The 18,823-nt window shown below is 37.3% G+C and carries 15 protein-coding genes and 1 pseudogene; 3 read left to right on the top strand and 13 right to left on the bottom strand.

Annotation, left to right across the window (positions count from 1 at the left end):
* The first annotated feature begins 196 nt into the window (after nt 1-196).
* Together fdhA and BK579_RS23360 are read left to right on the top strand one after the other, a co-directional pair.
* Nucleotides 197-1,411 (top strand): formaldehyde dehydrogenase, glutathione-independent, encoded by a 1,215-nt coding sequence (fdhA, locus tag BK579_RS23355; protein ID WP_078549703.1) that lies wholly within the window; start codon nt 197-199, stop codon nt 1,409-1,411.
* A gap of 12 nt (nt 1,412-1,423) precedes the next feature.
* Complete coding sequence (locus tag BK579_RS23360) at nt 1,424-2,182, top strand: MIP/aquaporin family protein (RefSeq protein ID WP_078549704.1); 759 nt, start codon at nt 1,424-1,426, stop codon at nt 2,180-2,182.
* A 228-nt stretch (nt 2,183-2,410) separates the two neighbouring features.
* On the opposite strand, the gene BK579_RS23365 is transcribed toward BK579_RS23360, so the two are convergent.
* Complete coding sequence (locus BK579_RS23365; protein ID WP_235848522.1) at nt 2,411-3,142, bottom strand: alpha/beta hydrolase family protein; 732 nt, start codon at nt 3,140-3,142, stop codon at nt 2,411-2,413.
* 400 nt (nt 3,143-3,542) lie between these two features.
* Between BK579_RS23365 and BK579_RS23370 the strand changes: the two genes are divergently transcribed.
* Complete coding sequence (locus tag BK579_RS23370; protein ID WP_078549706.1) at nt 3,543-4,904, top strand: MATE family efflux transporter; 1,362 nt, start codon at nt 3,543-3,545, stop codon at nt 4,902-4,904.
* Nucleotides 4,905-5,797: 893 nt separating this feature from the next.
* Here BK579_RS23370 and BK579_RS23375 read toward each other — a convergent pair.
* The 12 genes and pseudogenes from BK579_RS23375 to BK579_RS23425 form a co-directional block, all read right to left on the bottom strand.
* Nucleotides 5,798-6,574 (bottom strand): VOC family protein, encoded by a 777-nt coding sequence (locus tag BK579_RS23375; RefSeq protein WP_078549707.1) that lies wholly within the window; start codon nt 6,572-6,574, stop codon nt 5,798-5,800.
* Nucleotides 6,574-7,383, bottom strand: coding sequence for a pyrroline-5-carboxylate reductase family protein (locus tag BK579_RS23380; protein ID WP_078549709.1), 810 nt, complete (start codon nt 7,381-7,383; stop codon nt 6,574-6,576). The genes BK579_RS23375 and BK579_RS23380 overlap by 1 nt, the downstream gene beginning before the upstream one ends.
* Nucleotides 7,384-7,538: 155 nt before the next feature.
* Complete coding sequence (locus tag BK579_RS23385; protein ID WP_078549711.1) at nt 7,539-8,369, bottom strand: MetQ/NlpA family ABC transporter substrate-binding protein; 831 nt, start codon at nt 8,367-8,369, stop codon at nt 7,539-7,541.
* A 16-nt stretch (nt 8,370-8,385) separates the two neighbouring features.
* The gene (locus BK579_RS23390; protein ID WP_078549713.1) at nt 8,386-9,399 is read right to left on the bottom strand and encodes a uroporphyrinogen decarboxylase family protein; all 1,014 of its coding nucleotides are present in this window, start codon (nt 9,397-9,399) and stop codon (nt 8,386-8,388) included.
* Nucleotides 9,400-9,490: 91 nt separating this feature from the next.
* Nucleotides 9,491-10,150: a methionine ABC transporter permease gene (locus BK579_RS23395; RefSeq protein ID WP_078549715.1), complete on the bottom strand. Its 660-nt coding sequence runs from the start codon at nt 10,148-10,150 to the stop codon at nt 9,491-9,493.
* Nucleotides 10,150-11,169 carry a methionine ABC transporter ATP-binding protein gene (locus BK579_RS23400; RefSeq protein ID WP_078549717.1) on the bottom strand — a complete coding sequence of 340 codons (1,020 nt, stop codon included), beginning with the start codon at nt 11,167-11,169 and terminating at the stop codon, nt 10,150-10,152. Before BK579_RS23400 ends, BK579_RS23395 begins: the two co-directional genes overlap by 1 nt.
* 256 nt (nt 11,170-11,425) lie before the next feature.
* On the bottom strand, nt 11,426-12,634 hold the full coding sequence (locus BK579_RS23405) for a trans-sulfuration enzyme family protein (protein WP_407936261.1): 1,209 nt from the start codon (nt 12,632-12,634) through the stop codon (nt 11,426-11,428).
* Between the two features lie 2 nt (nt 12,635-12,636).
* A complete protein-coding gene (locus BK579_RS23410) occupies nt 12,637-13,311 on the bottom strand; it encodes a GntR family transcriptional regulator (RefSeq protein ID WP_169891236.1) in 675 nt (224 codons plus the stop codon).
* 682 nt (nt 13,312-13,993) lie between these two features.
* A pseudogene (locus BK579_RS25370) lies at nt 13,994-14,076 on the bottom strand (homocysteine S-methyltransferase family protein); the annotation flags it as partial.
* 201 nt (nt 14,077-14,277) lie between these two features.
* Nucleotides 14,278-16,650, bottom strand: coding sequence for a beta-glucosidase (locus tag BK579_RS23415; RefSeq protein ID WP_235848523.1), 2,373 nt, complete (start codon nt 16,648-16,650; stop codon nt 14,278-14,280).
* Between the two features lie 747 nt (nt 16,651-17,397).
* A complete protein-coding gene (locus tag BK579_RS23420) occupies nt 17,398-18,354 on the bottom strand; it encodes a VOC family protein (protein WP_078549718.1) in 957 nt (318 codons plus the stop codon).
* A 40-nt stretch (nt 18,355-18,394) separates the two neighbouring features.
* Nucleotides 18,395-18,646 carry a DoxX family protein gene (locus BK579_RS23425; RefSeq protein ID WP_407936262.1) on the bottom strand — a complete coding sequence of 84 codons (252 nt, stop codon included), beginning with the start codon at nt 18,644-18,646 and terminating at the stop codon, nt 18,395-18,397.
* Nucleotides 18,647-18,823: the final 177 nt, after the last annotated feature.

Here is an 18,823-nt window from a genome sequence, read left to right on the forward strand (position 1 = left end):
TATACTACTTGGATAAATATTTCCAAGTTTAATTGAACAACTGTCCTAAAATAGGACAGTTGTTGTTCAGAAAATAAGCAGGCTTAATCACCAATTATCTTAAAAAGGGGCTTTAAATAAAAGTTTGGATTTTGGCACACTTCTTGCAATATGTAAAGTGAACTACCTATCATTTATTTTAAGGAGGAATTTCAAAATGAGTGGAAACAAAGCAGTCGCGTATATGAAACCAGGTATGGTGGAAATACAGGACATAGGTTATCCCGATTTAGTGTTAAGAGATGGCCCAGGTGTTAACCCGCTGAATGTTGGTCGTAAATGTAACCATGGTGTAATTTTAAAAGTTGTCACAACGAACATTTGTGGAAGCGATCAACATATGGTGCGCGGAAGAACGACCGCTCCAACTGGTCTTATTCTTGGTCATGAAATTACAGGGGAAGTCATTGAAGTTGGAAGTGATGTTGAGTTCATTAAAAAAGGCGATCTCGTATCTGTGCCATTTAATATTGCTTGTGGGCGCTGTCGTAGTTGTAAAGAGCGTGACACTCATATTTGTGAAAATGTAAATCCTGATCGTCCGGGTTCAGCTTATGGCTATGTTGATATGGGCGGATGGGTCGGAGGTCAGTCTGAATATGTTATGGTTCCTTATGCTGATTTCCAGTTATTAAAATTCCCAGATAAAGATCAGGCAATGGAAAAAATAAAGGATTTAACAATGCTATCAGATATTTTCCCAACAGGTTATCACGGTGCAGTCAGTGCAGGGGTCAAACCAGGTTCAACCGTTTATATTGCTGGAGCGGGCCCAGTTGGGTTAGCAGCAGCTCACTCAGCTCAATTACTTGGTGCAGCTGTTGTCATTGTCGGTGACCTGAACGGGGAGCGTCTTCAACAAGCAAAAAGCTTTGGATGTGAAACCGTAAACCTTCGTGAACATCCGGATCTTGGTGAGCAAATTGAACAAATTTTAGGGGTTCCTGAAGTCGACTGCGCGGTTGACTGCGTGGGATTCGAAGCATCAGGACATGGAGCAAATGCAGGGGAAGCGCCGGCAACCGTGCTTAATTCAATTATGACCGTAACACGTGCTGGCGGGAAACTTGGTATTCCAGGGCTTTATGTAACAGGTGATCCTGGTGGAATTGATGAAGATGCTCGAATCGGAACATTAAAGGTACGTCTTGGCCTTGGTTGGGCAAAAGCGCATACCTTTGTAACCGGGCAAACACCTGTGATGAAATACAACCGTGACTTAATGGCAGCGATTTTAAGTGGAAGAGCACAAATTGCGAAAGCCGTAAATGCAACCGTTATTTCTTTAGAAGATGCTCCAAAAGCTTATCAAGAGTTTGATCGAGGTGTAGCGAGAAAGTTTGTCATTGACCCTCATGGGCTTGTAAAATAGAGGAGGTCTGTCATGGAATCCCCGGTTCTGTTCAAACGATGTGTGGCTGAAGGTATTGGAACCGCCTTACTCGTACTCATTGGTGCTGGAACAGCGGCGTTTAATGGTGTCATTACAGCAAGTAATAATGCGACGACAACGCTTGCGGATATTGGCGTGATAAGTGTTGCCTTTTCGATTGTCATCATGGCGATGATTTTTACAATTGGAAGAATTTCTGGTTGTCATATTAATCCTGCCGTTACAATTGGTTTAGCAATCACCGGTCACTTTGCTTGGAAAGAGGTTCCCGCGTACCTCATCGCTCAGAGCGTTGGTGGTATCATCGGTGCAATGGCGATTATTGCTGTTCTTGGAATGGATGGTCTTCACCTTGGAGGGTTAGGTGCAACATCACTTGGTTCAAGTACCAGCTATGTACAGGGGATGTTTGTGGAAGCGCTCGCAACATTCGTACTAATGTTTGTTATTATGGGGATTGCTGTTGATCCGAACGCACCGGGAAACTGGGCAGGGCTTGTGATTGGATTGACGGTAGGAGGACTTATCATGTTAACAGCTGGGGCAACTGGCGCTTCGTTAAACCCCGCTCGGACATTTGGACCCTATGTGATTAATAGTTTAGCAGGTGGTAATATCAGCTGGGCACAGTTTCCCGTTTATGTGATTGGACCGATACTCGGTGCAATCGGGGGAGCGGTTGCTTATAAAGGGTTAACAACAAAAAAAAAGCAGGTTGTCGGGTCTGACACCCACTCTGTTAAAGTGTGAAGAATTTAAGTGTTTGATAAAGTGTGGGACAGTTCTCTTTCTTTCATGTAAAGAATAAGAACTGTCCCCTTGCATTCTATCTGTTATGCGGAAGAACTTCTCAAATGCTTTTTCATTTTGGTAGAAACGTTGTTTAACAAGGAGTGTGAGTTATGCTACATGTGATAGATAGACATCCATCTATCTAAAGTTGTAACTTCTTCTTCGGTTGGGAATCACTATAAGTCGTTAAATATTTGTTTTTACAAATTCATATGTCATTTCAGCCACTCTTTTATTCCCAGCTTCTGAAAAACCGTGACCTTCTCCTGGAAACACTTCAATTCTAGCATGAGGATATAACTTCTCTGCTCTATTTCCATATTCAAGTGCTACAATTTCATCCTGATCACCATGAAAAATTAAAACATTTTTATTGAATTTTCCAATATGGTCGAACACATTATAATCATGAATCGATGCAAAGTATATTCTCCCCAAGAGAACTCCCCATAACTCAAGTGTATCAGGGGTGCTCTCAAGTGTTGGAAACCTTTTATTCCAGTCATCTGCAATACATAGCGCTGGAAATAGCAATAAGAGTCCTTTAATCTCTTCAACATATTCATCGGCTACTAATGCTGATACTAATCCTCCCTGACTTCCTCCAAATAAAAAGATATTATCAGGATCAACATTTTCCCAATTCTTTATGTTTTCAACAACAGCACACAGATCTTCTTTTTCTGTAAATATAGACATTTCATTAGTCTTAAGGTCACTCTTTGAATTTACGGAGCCACCACAAAAGTCGAAGCAAAATGCACCCACGCCATTTTTTGTTAAATATTCACTATTCATAGCAAACTCTATATTTGTCCCATTAAAACCGTGGCTGAAGATTACGATAGGGCATTTTTCCTTACTATTCGGCATGTAGGAGACGCCATAAATTTCCCTTCCATGATGTTTAATCTTCACAACTTTTTTTGATAACTACTCATTTCTATACCTCCAATTATCTTCCGATAGGTTTTAACATTCGTATCATTTACTTAGTTAATTTACTGAGATTCAACACCACTGAACAATTAGACTCTAACCTATTTACCATATAAATCATTAGCATCCTTTCTCTCTAAATCTAGCATCCCTTCATAACCCATAGCTTCTATTTTTTTATGTTAACACATAAGAATATTTAATAATCTGTTTATACTATAAGCTATTCTATTTATATATGTTATTCAATTAACACTTTCCTTAAAGAGTGAATTCTCGTAGAATGTCATTATGATACTTATCGCAAAGCAAGCAGTGTACTCCGATAAAGAGGACTTAATGCATAAATGATTTTTTTTACATCTGGAGGAGTTTTAACATGAACAACAAGAAAGTAAAAATGATTACTGCTTTTTCAATTACTTGGCCAATTTTTGTAGAGATGCTTACACATATTTTAATGGGAAATGTAGATACATTTATGTTAAGCCATGTTTCTGATAATGCAGTAGCTGCAGTGGGAGTAACAAGGCAGTTACTTGATTTTTCAATCATTCTATTAAATCTATTAGGTCTAGGTGTTGGTGTAATCATCGCCCAATACGTCGGTGCAAAAAATTTCAATGATGCTAGTAAAATTGCTGCATCTGCGCTTACATTAAATTTCGTATTTGGCATTACTCTAAGTATTTTGTTCGTTCTCAATCGAGATTTGCTTCTATCATTTTATCACCTATCACCTGAATTAATGGAGCTAGCTGAAATTTACCTACTTATTGTTGGTGGAACCTTGTTCCTAGAGGCAATCATGCTTACCATCGGGCCTGTTATTCGCTCACACGGATTTACGATGGACACGATGTATGTCGGGATCGGCATGAATGTGGTGAACGTAATTGGTAATGCCGTATTAATTTATGGGCTATTTGGTTTTCCTGAACTCGGTGTCATGGGTGTCGCTATGTCTACAGCATTTAGTAGAATCTTAGGATTTATTTTTCTCTTATTCCTTTTATATAAACGAATTCAGGTTCCAATTGTATGGAGAGATTATATTCAAATTAAGTGGCGTGAAATTGGAATGACTTTAAAGATTGGGGTTCCTTCTGGTCTTGAATGGCTTTCATTTCACTTTAGCCAAATGATGGTGACCAAAATGGTGACAATTATGGGCGCCACTGCTTTAGCAACACATATTTATGCATCAAATATAGTGTTATTCTTCATGCTAATTGGCATGGCGATTGGTGAAGGGACGGAAATTCTTGTAGCACAATTATTTGGTGCAAAGAAAGTGGAAGAAGCATATCACCAATTATTACGCAGTTTAAAATGGGCATTTACCATTACAGTCGGAATCATTTTAATTGTATCGTTTTTCCGTGAAAAAGTTTTACTCATTTTCACGAATGATTTAGAGATTATAACCATCGGATCAGCAATTTTATTATTCTGTATCCTTCTTGAGCCGGGCCGAGTATTTAATCATGTCGTCATTAATTCTCTCCGTGCGGCAGGAGATGTAAAGTTTCCATTGTTGATGGCAATTATATCAATGTGGGGACTAAAAGTTCCATTAGCCTATCTTTTCGGTATCCACTTAGGATTTGGTGTGTTAGGTGTTTGGATAGCACATGCTTGTGATGAATGGGTCAGAGGAGTTATTCACTACAGGCGATGGACAGGAAGAAAGTGGGAAAGGAAGCTTACCCAGCATATAGAATCTGTTCAGGCATCATAAATATCCTTTTTCTGTTGAAAGTTTCGTTGTAACAATTTCAAACAGTGCCTTCATCCTAAAAGATGAGAAACTGTTTTATTTCTAAAGGATATTTCTTCTCCATATAAAAGTGCACGTCCAATTGTTAGTTGTAGTGTCTAACAATTGGCGTACACATCATGCCTGTCCCCCCGTCCCTCCATTATATTGTTTCAAAAACTCTTTTAAGGTTTCTACATAATTCTTAGCATCTTCCACTAATCTTATAAACCTTCTCAATATATTAGCATATCGTCGTTTATTGGTAACTATCCCGTGGTCATTACAAAAATGATGGTTGTAGAACAAAAGCAAAATACCACCATATAGTCAAACTTTTTCAACTCTATGATACCGGTTCATTGTGGCTATTTAAGAGGCGAATAATCAGGCATAGGTGCCTTTTACAACCTATTTTTTCCATTTTACTATCAATTTCAAACAACTTAGCATAACTTTTTAAGGAACCTCTCCATTACTTTCAATAACTTCTTTATACCAGAAGAGTGAGTTTTTTCGGTCAAAAGGAACATTTTTTTGTGTATCAAAGTTTCTATAAGTGGGGATGGGGAAACTATCCTAAAATAGGTTTCTCCAAGGAGGTTCTCATTAAAAATTTTTTTCAGAAGAAAGAAGTGCAAAAACAAGTGAAAAAGACAAAGAAAGTACCGATTAAATTCCCATAGGTCAGGTCCACGACTTCCTCCTTCTCGGACAATTAAAATTTTTGCGTATAGGCTGAATACATAAAGAGAAAAAGCACAACGAGGAGATAAATTCCGCCAGTTGTGCCTTCCTTTGCGCAAAACTTCCGATTGTTCCCTATGAGAACCGTCCCCCTGTATTAAACACGAGCACCCCCGTGCACTAACACTTTAGGTACTAGAATTAAAAGTATACTCTCCTCCACCAACCTTGATACTCTTTCCTTGAAGGTGTGGTGAGTTAGTACTGAATATTAATTGATTAAGTTGGTTCTGGTTACCTTCTTTAAATTCAAAGAAAAAGTTATCAACTTTTATTGAATTTGGGAGCTTGTCACAAGTGTTCTCCGTTAACCCTAATAATGACCTCCAATGCTCAACAACAGCTGCTGGATTGGTTACATAAAAGACGGCTTTTTCTACTTCTACCTTCCCGGCAGGATGCTCCCTAATAATACCAGAAGCCGTCAGACTTTCTATCCTCTCATCTGAGTGACCTTTCCATTGAATAATAAACGGATACTTAAGACCTTGGAAGTCGCCTTGTATTGTTACCATTTTCCACTCAATCAACTGTCCTTGCGCATTCCTACGTTTTCCTTGCATGATTGGTGATACCTTTAGGTTATGTTCTTTAAGTTTTTCCACTGTCGCATCAATATCGTTCGTGCTAATTGCTACACGGCTCAGCACCTCTTGGTCTGGTAAAGATGTAATTGCATCTTTTACTACCTCATTCGGATCTGTAATACTTAATGCTAACTCTATGTCCTCAATTCCAAGAAACTCAATATAATTTAAACCAAAATAACTAAGTACATTGTATGTTCCCCATTGCGTATGTGATCCTCCATGGAAGGCAATTAAGCCATGTTCCTCAAATGTTCTGATTACCTTGTCTAAATCATTCACATAATGAACCGTATGATCCCAATTTAGTGTGGTCATTAGACACCCTCCCCTAGTTCTTTCGTTCTTTTAACTGCAGCTAGCACACTTCTTTGTAAACCAGCAGCAAAGTCAGATTGATTTAATTCATGGAGGGCATGAATTCCAACGCCACCTGCTGAATTATTAATATCTAACAACTGCCTTGGATGTCGACCACTATTCCTCAACATCATAACAGAGCCAGTTACATTCTCTAGGGCTACCTCCCAAGCTAGCTCACGTGATAGCCCTGCAAGTACACCTGCATCTGCTAAAGACTCGATAAAATAGTAGACATAATTAGGGCCGGCTACTCCAAACCCCGTAAACACATCTATTAATGTTTCATCCAGATAAAATACTTTTCCGAATCCTGTTAAAAAATCATGAACTTGATCTTTTGTTGCATGCTCATTTAAAGAAACACCACTGTAACCTTTGCCAGTATCAGTTAACGTATTAGGAATCACCCTGACAATTGGATATTGGTCACCAATAGCAAGCGCAAGTTGTTGTAAAGTAACTCCAGCTACAATTGACACAATTACAGCTCCCGATATGCTAAAATCTCGTATCAGTTTTCCAACACTATTCAAATCATCTTGAGGGCGAATGGCCACGATAATAAGGTCTGCTTTAGAAAGGCCTGTTTCTGTTTCTAATTGTGATTTAACACCATAGGTTTCTCTTATATATTGACAACGAACTTCATTAATTTCTGATACACTAAGTTCCTTAGTAGACACCTTGTTGTTTGTTATTAAAGCACGAATGATTGCTTCAGCCATTTGACCTCCACCGATAAAATGAATACGTTTTTCATTCATGAGATAAACTCCTTATCAGCTAGTTTAATTCATTTTCACTATATTTAAGTTTCAAGATTCGTGTGGTTGCCTGCAATCAAATACGAACTAACACCACACTCATCCGACGCTTCAAATGAAACACGAGAACCGTCCCCAAGCTCCTACCCAAGCTCCTAGTTTGTTTCCCATGCTTCTGGAAGAACAAACCCATCGTATTTTTCTTGAGCTGTGATATACTCCTCAAATTCGACAGATTCATATGCTTCTTTCAAATCCTTTGCCCATTGAGTGTCTTTGTCTTTTGAAAGTAGAGATACGATGATGCGATGTTCTTCAGGTGTATTCTCAATTTTAAGTGCATCTGTAATTTTCCAATCAGGAGAATTTGCAATATAGTTACCGTTTATTACCCCAAAATCAACATCTGCTAAAGAGACTAGAATTTGTGCTGGATCTAGCACTTTGAAGTCAATGTCATATTGATCGGCTGATACACTTTTCATATTAAAGTCGGTTGTCCCTGCATCTTCAGCAATCTTTACCCAACCTAGCTCTTCCATAATACGAATCGCACGTTCTTGATTAACAGGATCACTTGGTATGGCTACAGTTGATCCATCTTTTACTTCATCAAGAGAGGTATGGTTAACAGAATATAACCCCTGAGGTGCACCAGGAACAAATGCGATTCTTGTCATATCCATATCTAACTCCTCATTAATTCCTTCCATATATGCAGTACTCTGAAAAATACTTGCATCAATTGACCCTTCTTTTAACGCTGGATTTAACTGCATATTTTGTGAAAATGTATTTATTATGACACTGTAGCCCTTTTTATCTAAAATAGGGAGAATACTTTCCCGGAACTGTTCTTCATAAGACCCTACACCAAAGCCAACAACAATTTTCTTCGTATCTTCTTCACCAGAGGCTTCTTCCTTACTGCACCCTACTGCGAACAACAGCAACCCTAATGATAAAATAAGTAGTATTTTTTTCATTTTTTCCATCTCCTTTTTATTTGAATGTTTTTAATGTAGCTAATGTGGCATCTTTAACATGTGGTGAAACGGCACAATTGGGGACTAAAATAAACGGCTCTTCATTCATTAATTGGATGGCCTGGTTGGCTTGGGCTATTATTTTCTCATCATCACTCCCTTCAAAGATTGTGTGATCGATACCACCTACCTTCGTTGCCTTCACCTTCGCATCCAAACCTGGATTCCCCTCAGCTGCTGTATCCCAACTAATTCCTTCAATTGGATAATCATTAAATCGCTCAGGCTGTGAGTAAGAACCGCAAGTATGAAGAATTCGTTTACCTTCTTGCACTGCATTTAAAACAATATAATCGTAAGGTCTTGAAAGCTCATTAAACATCTCTTCTGAAAACAAATCATGATGAGCAGTACCAGTTACTGCGTAAAAGATCCCATCAACCCCGGATTTCTCCAATTCCTTTATATACGATGCGATCGTAAGTGAAATAGCATGCAGTGCTTGATGGACCCCAGCTCTGTTTTCCTTAAACAGTGTTTCAAACAATAATGGTTCTTCACTCCCATACACACTCTGATTGGCATAAGGTTGTAGACCTGTTAAGAACATCAACACAGATAAAGGTGAAAAAATTGTTTGAATTATAGGTGTATCAGGCAAGCCCTCCCGTATTATTTCTACAGTCTGGATTTGTTCTCTTAATTCCTTCGACTCATCCACCTGTTTATAGGTAATTTTCCAAACATCTGATGGCTCTTTAATAGCAACTCCGATTTGTTTTGGAAACACCCAACTATAGTCTTCGAAATCATACCGATTTCCCCAGATTTCAGGAAGATAGGTTGCTCGAGGATTAATCTTAATTAAATCCCAATCATACTTTTTAGCAAAATCAATAGTTGCTTCAGCCAAATCCTCAGCATTTTGTTCTTTGTCCAGAAAATGGTGCCAACCGCTCACAAGTGGTCGATCTCCTTTTTCACCAGAAAGGATCTCACTAAATCGTTTCATTTTTTCTTGATTTCCCATTCAATTCTCCTCCTCCATCTACTCCCAAAATAAAATCAAATAATTATAAATTTTCAGTCATATACTTGTAAAAAAATAAATATCCAATAAATTAATTTCTTCTTACTTTTCGTGCTAAAAAGTTCCCAAGTGATTGAATACCTTGGACAAAAACAATTAAGATAACAACTGTAGTGATCATCGCCACTGTATCAAATCGTTGGTATCCATAAACGATGGCCAAGTCTCCAATACCACCACCACCAACAGTACCTGCCATTGCTGTTGCACCAATCAAACCAATCGTAGCAGTTGTGATTGACAAGATTAATGAACCAAAGGCTTCTGGTAAAAGAAAATACCATATCACTTGGAATGGAGTCGCACCCATTGATTCAGCAGCTTCTAAAATACCAGGATTGACCTCTAATAAGGAATTCTCTACTAATCTACCAATGAATGGTGAGATAAAAATAATAAGTGGAACAATTGCTGCACTCGTTCCAATTGAGGTATGAACAATTAATCTAGTAAACGGAATAATAGCCACCATTAAAATAATAAACGGAACAGAACGGACGATATTAATGATTGGATTAATAATAGAATACAAGGTCTTGCTTGCTAACACTCCACTAGGACGAGTAACAACAAGTAATATTCCCAAAGGAATCCCTATTAAAGATCCAATGAACAAGGACATGCTTACCATATATAACGTATCAATACTAGCTTGCAGAAACTGATCTATTGTAACTGAAGTAGATAACATTAACTACGAACCTCCTCTACTCTTACCTCCTGGGTATGTAAAAATTCTAAAGCACGGTCCACAGATGCACCTTCACCATTTAGCTGAATGTACATGATGACTAAAGTGGTTTCTTGAATTTCAGTCATATTTGCAAATAAAATATTCACTTTTACATCGTGTTGTTTAATTAAGTCATGAACAATTGGCTCAGATGCATTCTTACCAATAACCTCTAGTCTAAATAACCGACTACCTGAAGTATCTTTTAAGGACCTTAGAACACTGGCAGGAATACGATTATGAATAACCGTGCTAACGAAACTTTGCGATGTTGGATGTTTTGGATGTCCAAATACTTCAAGTACAGAACCTTGTTCAATGATTTCACCTTTTTCCATCACGGCCACTTTATTACACACCTCTTGTATTACTCCCATTTCATGAGTAATAATCATAATTGTAATTTTATACTCGGTATTTATTTTTTTCAGTAAATCTAAAATTGATTGTGTTGTTTGAGGATCTAATGCAGAGGTTGCTTCATCACATAATAGAATTTTTGGCCTAGAAGCTAATGCTCTAGCTATTCCAACACGTTGCTTTTGACCACCTGATAATTCATTAGGATAACTCCTCGCTTTGTCACTCAATCCTACAAACTCAAGTAATTCTGTCACTCTTTTATTTATTTCGCTCTTATTTACTTTTGATAAAATGAGGGGCATAGCGACATTGTCATAGATTGTTTTAGATTCTAGTAGATTAAAATGTTGGAAAATCATCCCTATTTGTTTTTTCATGTTTCTTAATTGCTTATCATTTAATCCTCCCAACTCTTGCCCATCAACAATGACACGACCACTCGTTGGCCTCTCTAGGTAATTCACTAATCGGATTAATGTACTTTTACCAGCTCCACTATAGCCAATTACACCGAAAATATCTCCTTCAGAAATCTTTAAGTCTACACCTTTTAGTGCTTCTGTTGTGATTTTCTTCCGTTGAAAGGTTTTACAAACATTTTGCATTTCTATCATTTCTACAACTCACCTTCCTTGCAAAAATCTGCGCAAGATTCCTAATTCCTACGCAAAGTTTGCTCATTTTTTAACATAAGCGTAAACCAATTAAAGTTTGAATAAATAATCTTCATATTAAACTGGATTACAGGAGATTAAGTCACTTGTGCTTATTAGTAGACTAGATTATTTTGTAAATTTTAACATACTGTAAAGCAAACTAGTTTTATCGAGATAATGTGAATAAGAAATGTATCATTAACTAATTTACTTACTACCTAATATGTGTCGGCAATTCTGCTAACGCTTGTTCCAAATCATTAATAATATCTACTGCGTCTTCTAGTCCAACTGAAAGACGAATCAATCCGTCAGTTATCCCGTATTTTTCCCGCTCGTGATGGGGGATAGATGCATGGGTCATGGTGGCCGGATGCTGTACTAATGTTTCCGGATCACCCAAACTAAATGATATCATCGCTAGTTGCAGCGCATTGATAAACTTCTTTCCAGCATCTAACCCTCCTTTTACTTCAAATGAGACAATTCCCCCCATCCCTTTCATCTGCTTTTTGGCTAACTCATGCTGTGGATGATCTTTTAAGCCGGGGTAATACACTCGTTCAATGGCTGGATGCACATTAAGAAAATCTGCCACTGCCTGACCATTATCGCAATGTCTTCCTACCCGCAAAGCCAAGGTCTTTAATCCTCTAAGGATCAATGATGATTCCCAAGCGTTTAAATTTTGACCTAAATCTCCCATTATTTTTTTCCGCATAAACTGAATGACATCTTTTTTTCCGACAATAAAACCGGCAACTACATCACCATGCCCATTAATATACTTGGTTGCACTATGCACCACGACATCAGCACCAAGCGCCAATGGATTCTGTAGGTAAGGACTCATGAAAGTATTATCTACAATTAAAGGAAGATTATATGTTTTACACAATCTCCCAATCTCGCAAATATCAAGGACAGTTAACTTCGGATTGGATGGAGTTTCTATATAGACGGCTCTCGTATTCGGTTTGATCGAATCTTTGATAGCGTCTACTTTGGTACAATCAACAAAATCAAAATCGAATCCAAACCTAGGAGCAAGTGATGTAAGAAAATTGAATGTTCCACCATAAACATCTTTTGTCACCACTACGTGATCTCCAGTCTTTAAAAAGGCTAGAAATGCAGTGGAAATTGCGGCCATGCCACTCGACAGCCCAAGCGCCGCTTCTCCTCCTTCCAATGCAGCAATCTTCATTTCTAGCATTTGTAAGGTGGGATTTCCATATCGACCATAATACGTTCCATCTACTTTGCCAGAAACTACTTCAGCTGCAGACTCTACATTGGGAAAAGCATAGGCAACAGCAGGGACAATACTGTGTGAAATGGCTCTTGTTTTTATGTCAGGTCTTTGATTCACATGAATAATCTTTGTATCCATACTCCACTGTGTTTCCATATTCATTTTCATATTCACCCTTCCGCCTTCTCTAGTTCCTCAATTCTCTCTAGAACAGCTGATAAACTACTTAAGATATGTTCTTTCATAGCTAATTCTGCTCCGACACCATTTTTTTCTTTAATATGGTGTAAAATCAGATCATGCTCTTCATCTGCTTCAGGGCTCCATTTTCCGTACAAGGACACGAATCTGCAATAACGGTTCACATGATCCTTTACCATATTCAACAATCTCACAGAAGTGGTTAATCCACTGATCTCACATATATAATCATGGAACTCATTCCCAAAGGATACGAATTCTTGGGTATAACCAAGCTTGAAAGACTGCCTGATCTTCTCTAGGTATTGCGCTAGTTTCTCAACATCCTTTTCAGTTGCATTTCTAGCTGCATGCTTAGCAATATTTCCCTCTAACATACTCCTTACTGTAAATATCTCCTCAACTTCCTCCTTTGTAACATTAGCTACCGTCAATCTACCATTAGGATGCCTAACTAAAAACTCTTCCATCTCTAGCATTTGAATCGCTTCTCTCAGGGGAGTTCTACTAATTCCTAACAAAGTAGCAAGACTCTCTTCACGCACAACTTGATCTGGTTTCAATTCTCCATAAATTATTTTTTCCTTTAAGCCTGAGTATGCAATATCTTTTGTTAATACACGATGTTTCACACCATTTATCATAAAAACCTCCTAACCAAATTAGATATCCTTTCATTTCTGTATAATTGTATACAATTATTTCGGGTAAAAAAAAAGGCAATTGAATCGATGTTATTTTTCTAAAAATATTAAATTTTATGAATATTTCTTTTATATAAATGTAATTATAATTTCACTCAAAAGCATTTGTCAATATAATCCTTAAATTATTTTACATCTAATGTAAGGAATCCTAACATTTATAAAACAAGACGGATCTCGAGTCTCAATTTATGAACTCAATACAAATAACCAAAAACCCCCCCTACAATAAACATAGCCAAAAGGGAGTATTTAACCACGTCATTATTATTTGGTGTGTTAGGTGTTTGGATAGCACATGCTTGTGATGAATGGGTCAGAGGAGTTATTCACTATAGACGATGGACAGGAAGAAAGTGGGAACGGAACCTTACCCATCATATAGAATCTATTCAGGCATCATGAATTATTAACGTCCGGATAGGTATATACGTAGAAGGATTTTTTCATAGAATGTATCTTTCTGCGTAATGGAATAATGGTATTTAGAAAAGTTCACTGTAGAACAATGCTTATTGCTGCAGACACAAGTAGTGATCCAACGGTAATCCTCAAAATCAGGTGCAAATAAGACATTGGTAAACTACCAATGTCTTTTATTAATTACCATCTATTAATCTTCCTATTTACGTGCCCAAGTATTAATAGCTCTTATATCTTCAGGTTTTGTCCTACAACATCCACCTATGATTTTGCTCCTGCTTCATAACAACGTTGAGTACCGTTGGCAAATTGTTCAGTAGGATTTTTTTCATTCCATTGTTTATTCGATGCATCATATTCCCTCTATTTATTAGTACAAAGTGACTAACCTGGTCCACCAACCAATCACGGTCCCAGATGCGGGAATTAGCATCTTGTTATAAACTAGTTGAGAAAGTACTTTCGGGACGCAGGGACAGTTTGTCATCCTATCGGTCCCGTTTTTGGTTGTTTTAACACATCATTTACTTTTTCTACAATGATTTCTTTATCTATTTCAAATGTTGCTGACTCCTGAATAATTTCTGAAGAAGATCCTATTTTCACTTCATATATGCCCTTTTCTACTATCCATGCAGATTTTTGTTCATCAAATGAATCAATGTCTTTTGCATTAAGTGTAAAATTCAATGTTTCTTGTTCGTTCGGTTTCAATTCTCTTGTTTTTCTGAATGCTTTTAATTCTAGTGCCGGCTTGTCCAGTTTACCTTCAGGGGGCGATAGATACACTTGTACTACCTCTCTACCTGTGACGTCCCCTTTATTTTTAACATCCACTGAAATGTCTATGTGATTTTTCCCTTTTTTTACTTTTAGATTTTGATAATTAAACGTTGTATAAGATAATCCATAGCCAAATTCGTAGGCGGGTTTAACTTGGAAAGTTGTATAGTATCGATATCCTACATATATATCTTCCTGATAAATGACTACTGATGGATTGTCCTCAGGGATACCTGGAAAATTACTTGCTGAAGGTACGTCTTTGTATTTCACCGGGAATGTTGTGGAAAGCTTACCAGATGGATTCTCAACACCTGATAATAAATCAGCTACAGCATGACCTGCTTCCTGACCAGGTTGCCATGCTAACAGAATCGCATCTATTTTATCTCTCCAACTAGCTACCTCAATAGGTCCCCCTATGTTAAGGACTACAACTACTTTTTTTCCTGATGAATGATATTGTTTTGCTACCGCTTCAATCATTTTTTGTTCATTATCTGTTAAAAGAAAATCCCCTTTTTCATTCTCTCGATCCTCAAACTCTCCTGATATTCTGCCAATAACAATTACCCCAAGATCCGTTTCTTTTTCTACACTGTTTATCTCATCAGCGCTAAGCGGCTTTTCTGGAATTTTTGGGATAACAAAACCAAAATCAACTCCTAATGGATCCGGCCTAATTTTATATTCTTGCTGTTGTCTTAGTGTCGAAATATATGTCTTATAGCTGTTGAGTAAGCCATGATGTAACTGAAATCCAGAATCCATTAACCCTTCTGCAATAGAAACCGTATATGCTGCATGTACGATACCACTCCCAGTACCACCTTTAACCGTTTCAATCTGATGGTTGCCAAATAAACCAATCTTTGCATGTTTATCTATAGGTAAAGACATGTTTTCATTTTTTAATAAAACCATTCCATCGACGGCTGCCTTCCGTGCTATTTGTGCATGTGCTTTTAAATAGGGATTATTAGAATGTTGATAGCCTTTAAAGCTTGGTGTTTTTACTACAATGTTTAAAATGTGTTTAATGTTTCTATCAAGAATATTTTCTGCAAGTTCTCCTTTTTTTACAGCATTGATAATTTTAGTAATATGTTCATTTTTTCCTGGCATAATTAAGTCGTTTCCTGCTCTCATCTGTTCAATCGGCTCAAAGCCAGCAAACCAATCAGACATTACTAATCCATTAAATCCCCACTCTTTTCTTAACACAGTTGTTAACAATTCTTTATTTTGTGAGGAAGAGATACCAATAATTTGATTGTATGCACTCATCACTGCCCAAGGATTGGATTCTTTCATTGCTATTTCAAAGCCTCTTAAATACAATTCTCTTAAGACCCTTTGTGATACGATTGTATCAATCTTCATTCTGTTTGTTTCTTGGTTATTTGCAACAAAATGCTTAAGAGTAGCTCCAACACCGTTACTTTGGACACCATTTACATATGAAATTCCCATTTCTCCCGTTAGTACAGGATCTTCGGAAAAATACTCAAAGTTTCTTCCACCTAAAGGATTGCGATGAAGGTTCAATGCTGGTGCCAATAATGTATCGAGGCCATATTCTTTAACTTCATTCCCTATGGCCGTTCCAATCACTTCAACCATTTCCTTATCCCATGTTGAGGCCATTGCAGTCTCTATTGGAAATGCAGTTGTATAATATGTATCCTTATCTGAGTTATTTTCTCTAATTGGACTAATCCTTACACCTGCAGGGCCATCAGCAAATAGCAGTGAAGGAATTCCTAATCTCGGGATTGCATGTGTGAATCCCACGGCCCCCTCAACCTCTGCTTTAGGATTTCCAAACATTCCAGGCATACCACCACCGACAACCATTTTTGCCTTTTCTTCTAAGGTCATTGCTTTTATTACTTCATCAATTGAAGCAACATCTACTAATTTTGGAGTTTTATGATATTCATTAACTTTGGCTCCTTTAGGACTAAATGCTGCATTTGCAGGTGGTATACTACGGAAAAAAATAACCAGAATAAGACAAGCTGTGATGGTAAGAGTAATCTTATATTTCTTCTTTATTATTTTAGACTCCATGTTTCTACTCCTGTCATTTTGCAAAATTGAAATTTACCTCTTCGGGGAGTGATCTACTATTACTAGGTTTTAATATGTCACTAACCTTATAAAATTATAAAGTCCATCCTTTTTGGCAGTGCAAAATTCCTAGATTCAACTTTGGTAAAAATTCTGGAGTTTTTAGTAACAGCTCAGAAACAAAAGGGAAGAATATACTTTTAAGCTTCTAAAGCTATAGGAATAATTAGATTCCACCTCTCTATATCTCTGCTATTATGGTACAGTTCAATGGTTATTAATGGCCAATTAATTAAGATAGAACACAAAAAGACAGATAATAACCTGTCTCATCTCTTACGATTTAGTATTTTGTAATTTGTGTATATAACGTCGATACCGGTGGTCGGGGTCGAACTGTATCTCTTTTCTGTTTACACAATCCACATAGGTTGTATGTAGAAGCATATCTGTTTCTTAACCAATAAAGAGACATGCCGAACAATTAAACTCATTTTAGTGCAACAATTTAAAGCAATTTACCCTTTCATTCTCTTAATAAGTGCAGTTTCAATCTAATCATAAAATTTAAATCAAATCATACTTTTTGATCAGCCCAACAACACTGACCTAGGACGGGACACGGCGCTCCCCCGTCCCGTGACAAGTTCAAACAGTGCCTTCATCCAAAACGATGAGGCACTGTTTTATTTCTCTTATTCATATTCTAAATGTTTGTCTTCCCTGAAAGGGTTAAAAGTGATTATATTAATCTTTTAATAAAATCTTTATTTTATTCCCTGAAGGATCACTTACAGTTATTTTATCATTATCCTCATGATAATCGTATCCTAACTGTTCGAGATTCGTTTTTGCACTGTTATACTCTTCTTCCGTAAAATGAAGGGTAAAATACTTTAATCCTAATGCATGTTCTGGAGGTGCAGGCAACCCCTTTCCGGCCCAAATGTTCATCCCAATGTGATGGTGATATGCATCTTTTGATACAAAAAGCATATGAGTATCTTTAGCAACAATATCAAGCCCAAGTGCTTCCACATAAAACCTCTCTGATTCTTCTATGTCTGATACTTGTAAATGCATATGACCTATTCGTGTCTTACTAGGTAAACCATTCCAAGTATTTCCCTTTATTTCAGCGAATAAACTATCAGCATCTAACGGGTCAGTGGCCCCAACATAACCTCCATTACCGTCTCTTGTCCACTGATTCGGATCTCTATCAACATATATTTCAATTCCGTTATTATCCGGATCTGCTAGGTATACCGCTTCACTATATTGATGGTCTGAAGCCCCTTGTATAGGATAATCACTTTCTATTATATGCTTTGTGGATAAAGCTAAATCCTGTCTAGTTGGAACGATGATAGCAAAGTGGTATAGACCCGTTGTTCCTAATGGTCTTTCAACAGATGTTTCTTCTTCTTTCAATACGAGTTGCGTTACCAAACCATCTGTTGTAAGTTTTACTGTTTTTTCATCTCGCTCTAATACTTGAAATCCTATTAATTCCTCATAAAAAATTAATGATTGATTTAAGTTAGAAACCTGCAGTTCCACATAGCCAATTCTAGGTTCCATGGCCCCTGTATAAGTTTCCATACTCATATCAGCGCCTCCCCCTTCCTCTTTTTGCAATAAAAATAGTGCCACTACAATCGTAAAAATGATAATTACCGAAATGATCCTTATATTTTTCATTATTTACAACCCGATAGGTCTCTCCCCCTTTATCAAATTTTCATTTGTTTCTTGCTTTTGAAATATAATGATCTATAGAATAAAGCTTACTTCCGTTTAATAAGAAATACGCAGATATCGCCAGTAATGCAAGATCATACGCGTAACCTCCAATGAAACCTGCAGCTAATTGAACTGTCACAATTGCCCCTAATAGTACTAAGACAAAAAGACCTGCTATAATACGAGTGGCAAAACCAAGTAGTATTGCGATCCCACCAACCAACTCAATACTTGCAACAATATAAGCCAAAAATCCAGGCAATCCTATGCTATCGAACCATCCAGCTATATTTCCAATACCACCTTAGAATTTCTGAGCACCATGTCCTATAAATATAACTCCTAAAACCACTCGTAGTAATAGTGCACCAACATCTTGTTTATTTTTCATTATAGATCCTCCTAAAGAAATATTTTTTTCAAACCA

The organism is Litchfieldia alkalitelluris, from assembly GCF_002019645.1.
Taxonomy (GTDB): domain Bacteria; phylum Bacillota; class Bacilli; order Bacillales; family Bacillaceae_L; genus Litchfieldia; species Litchfieldia alkalitelluris.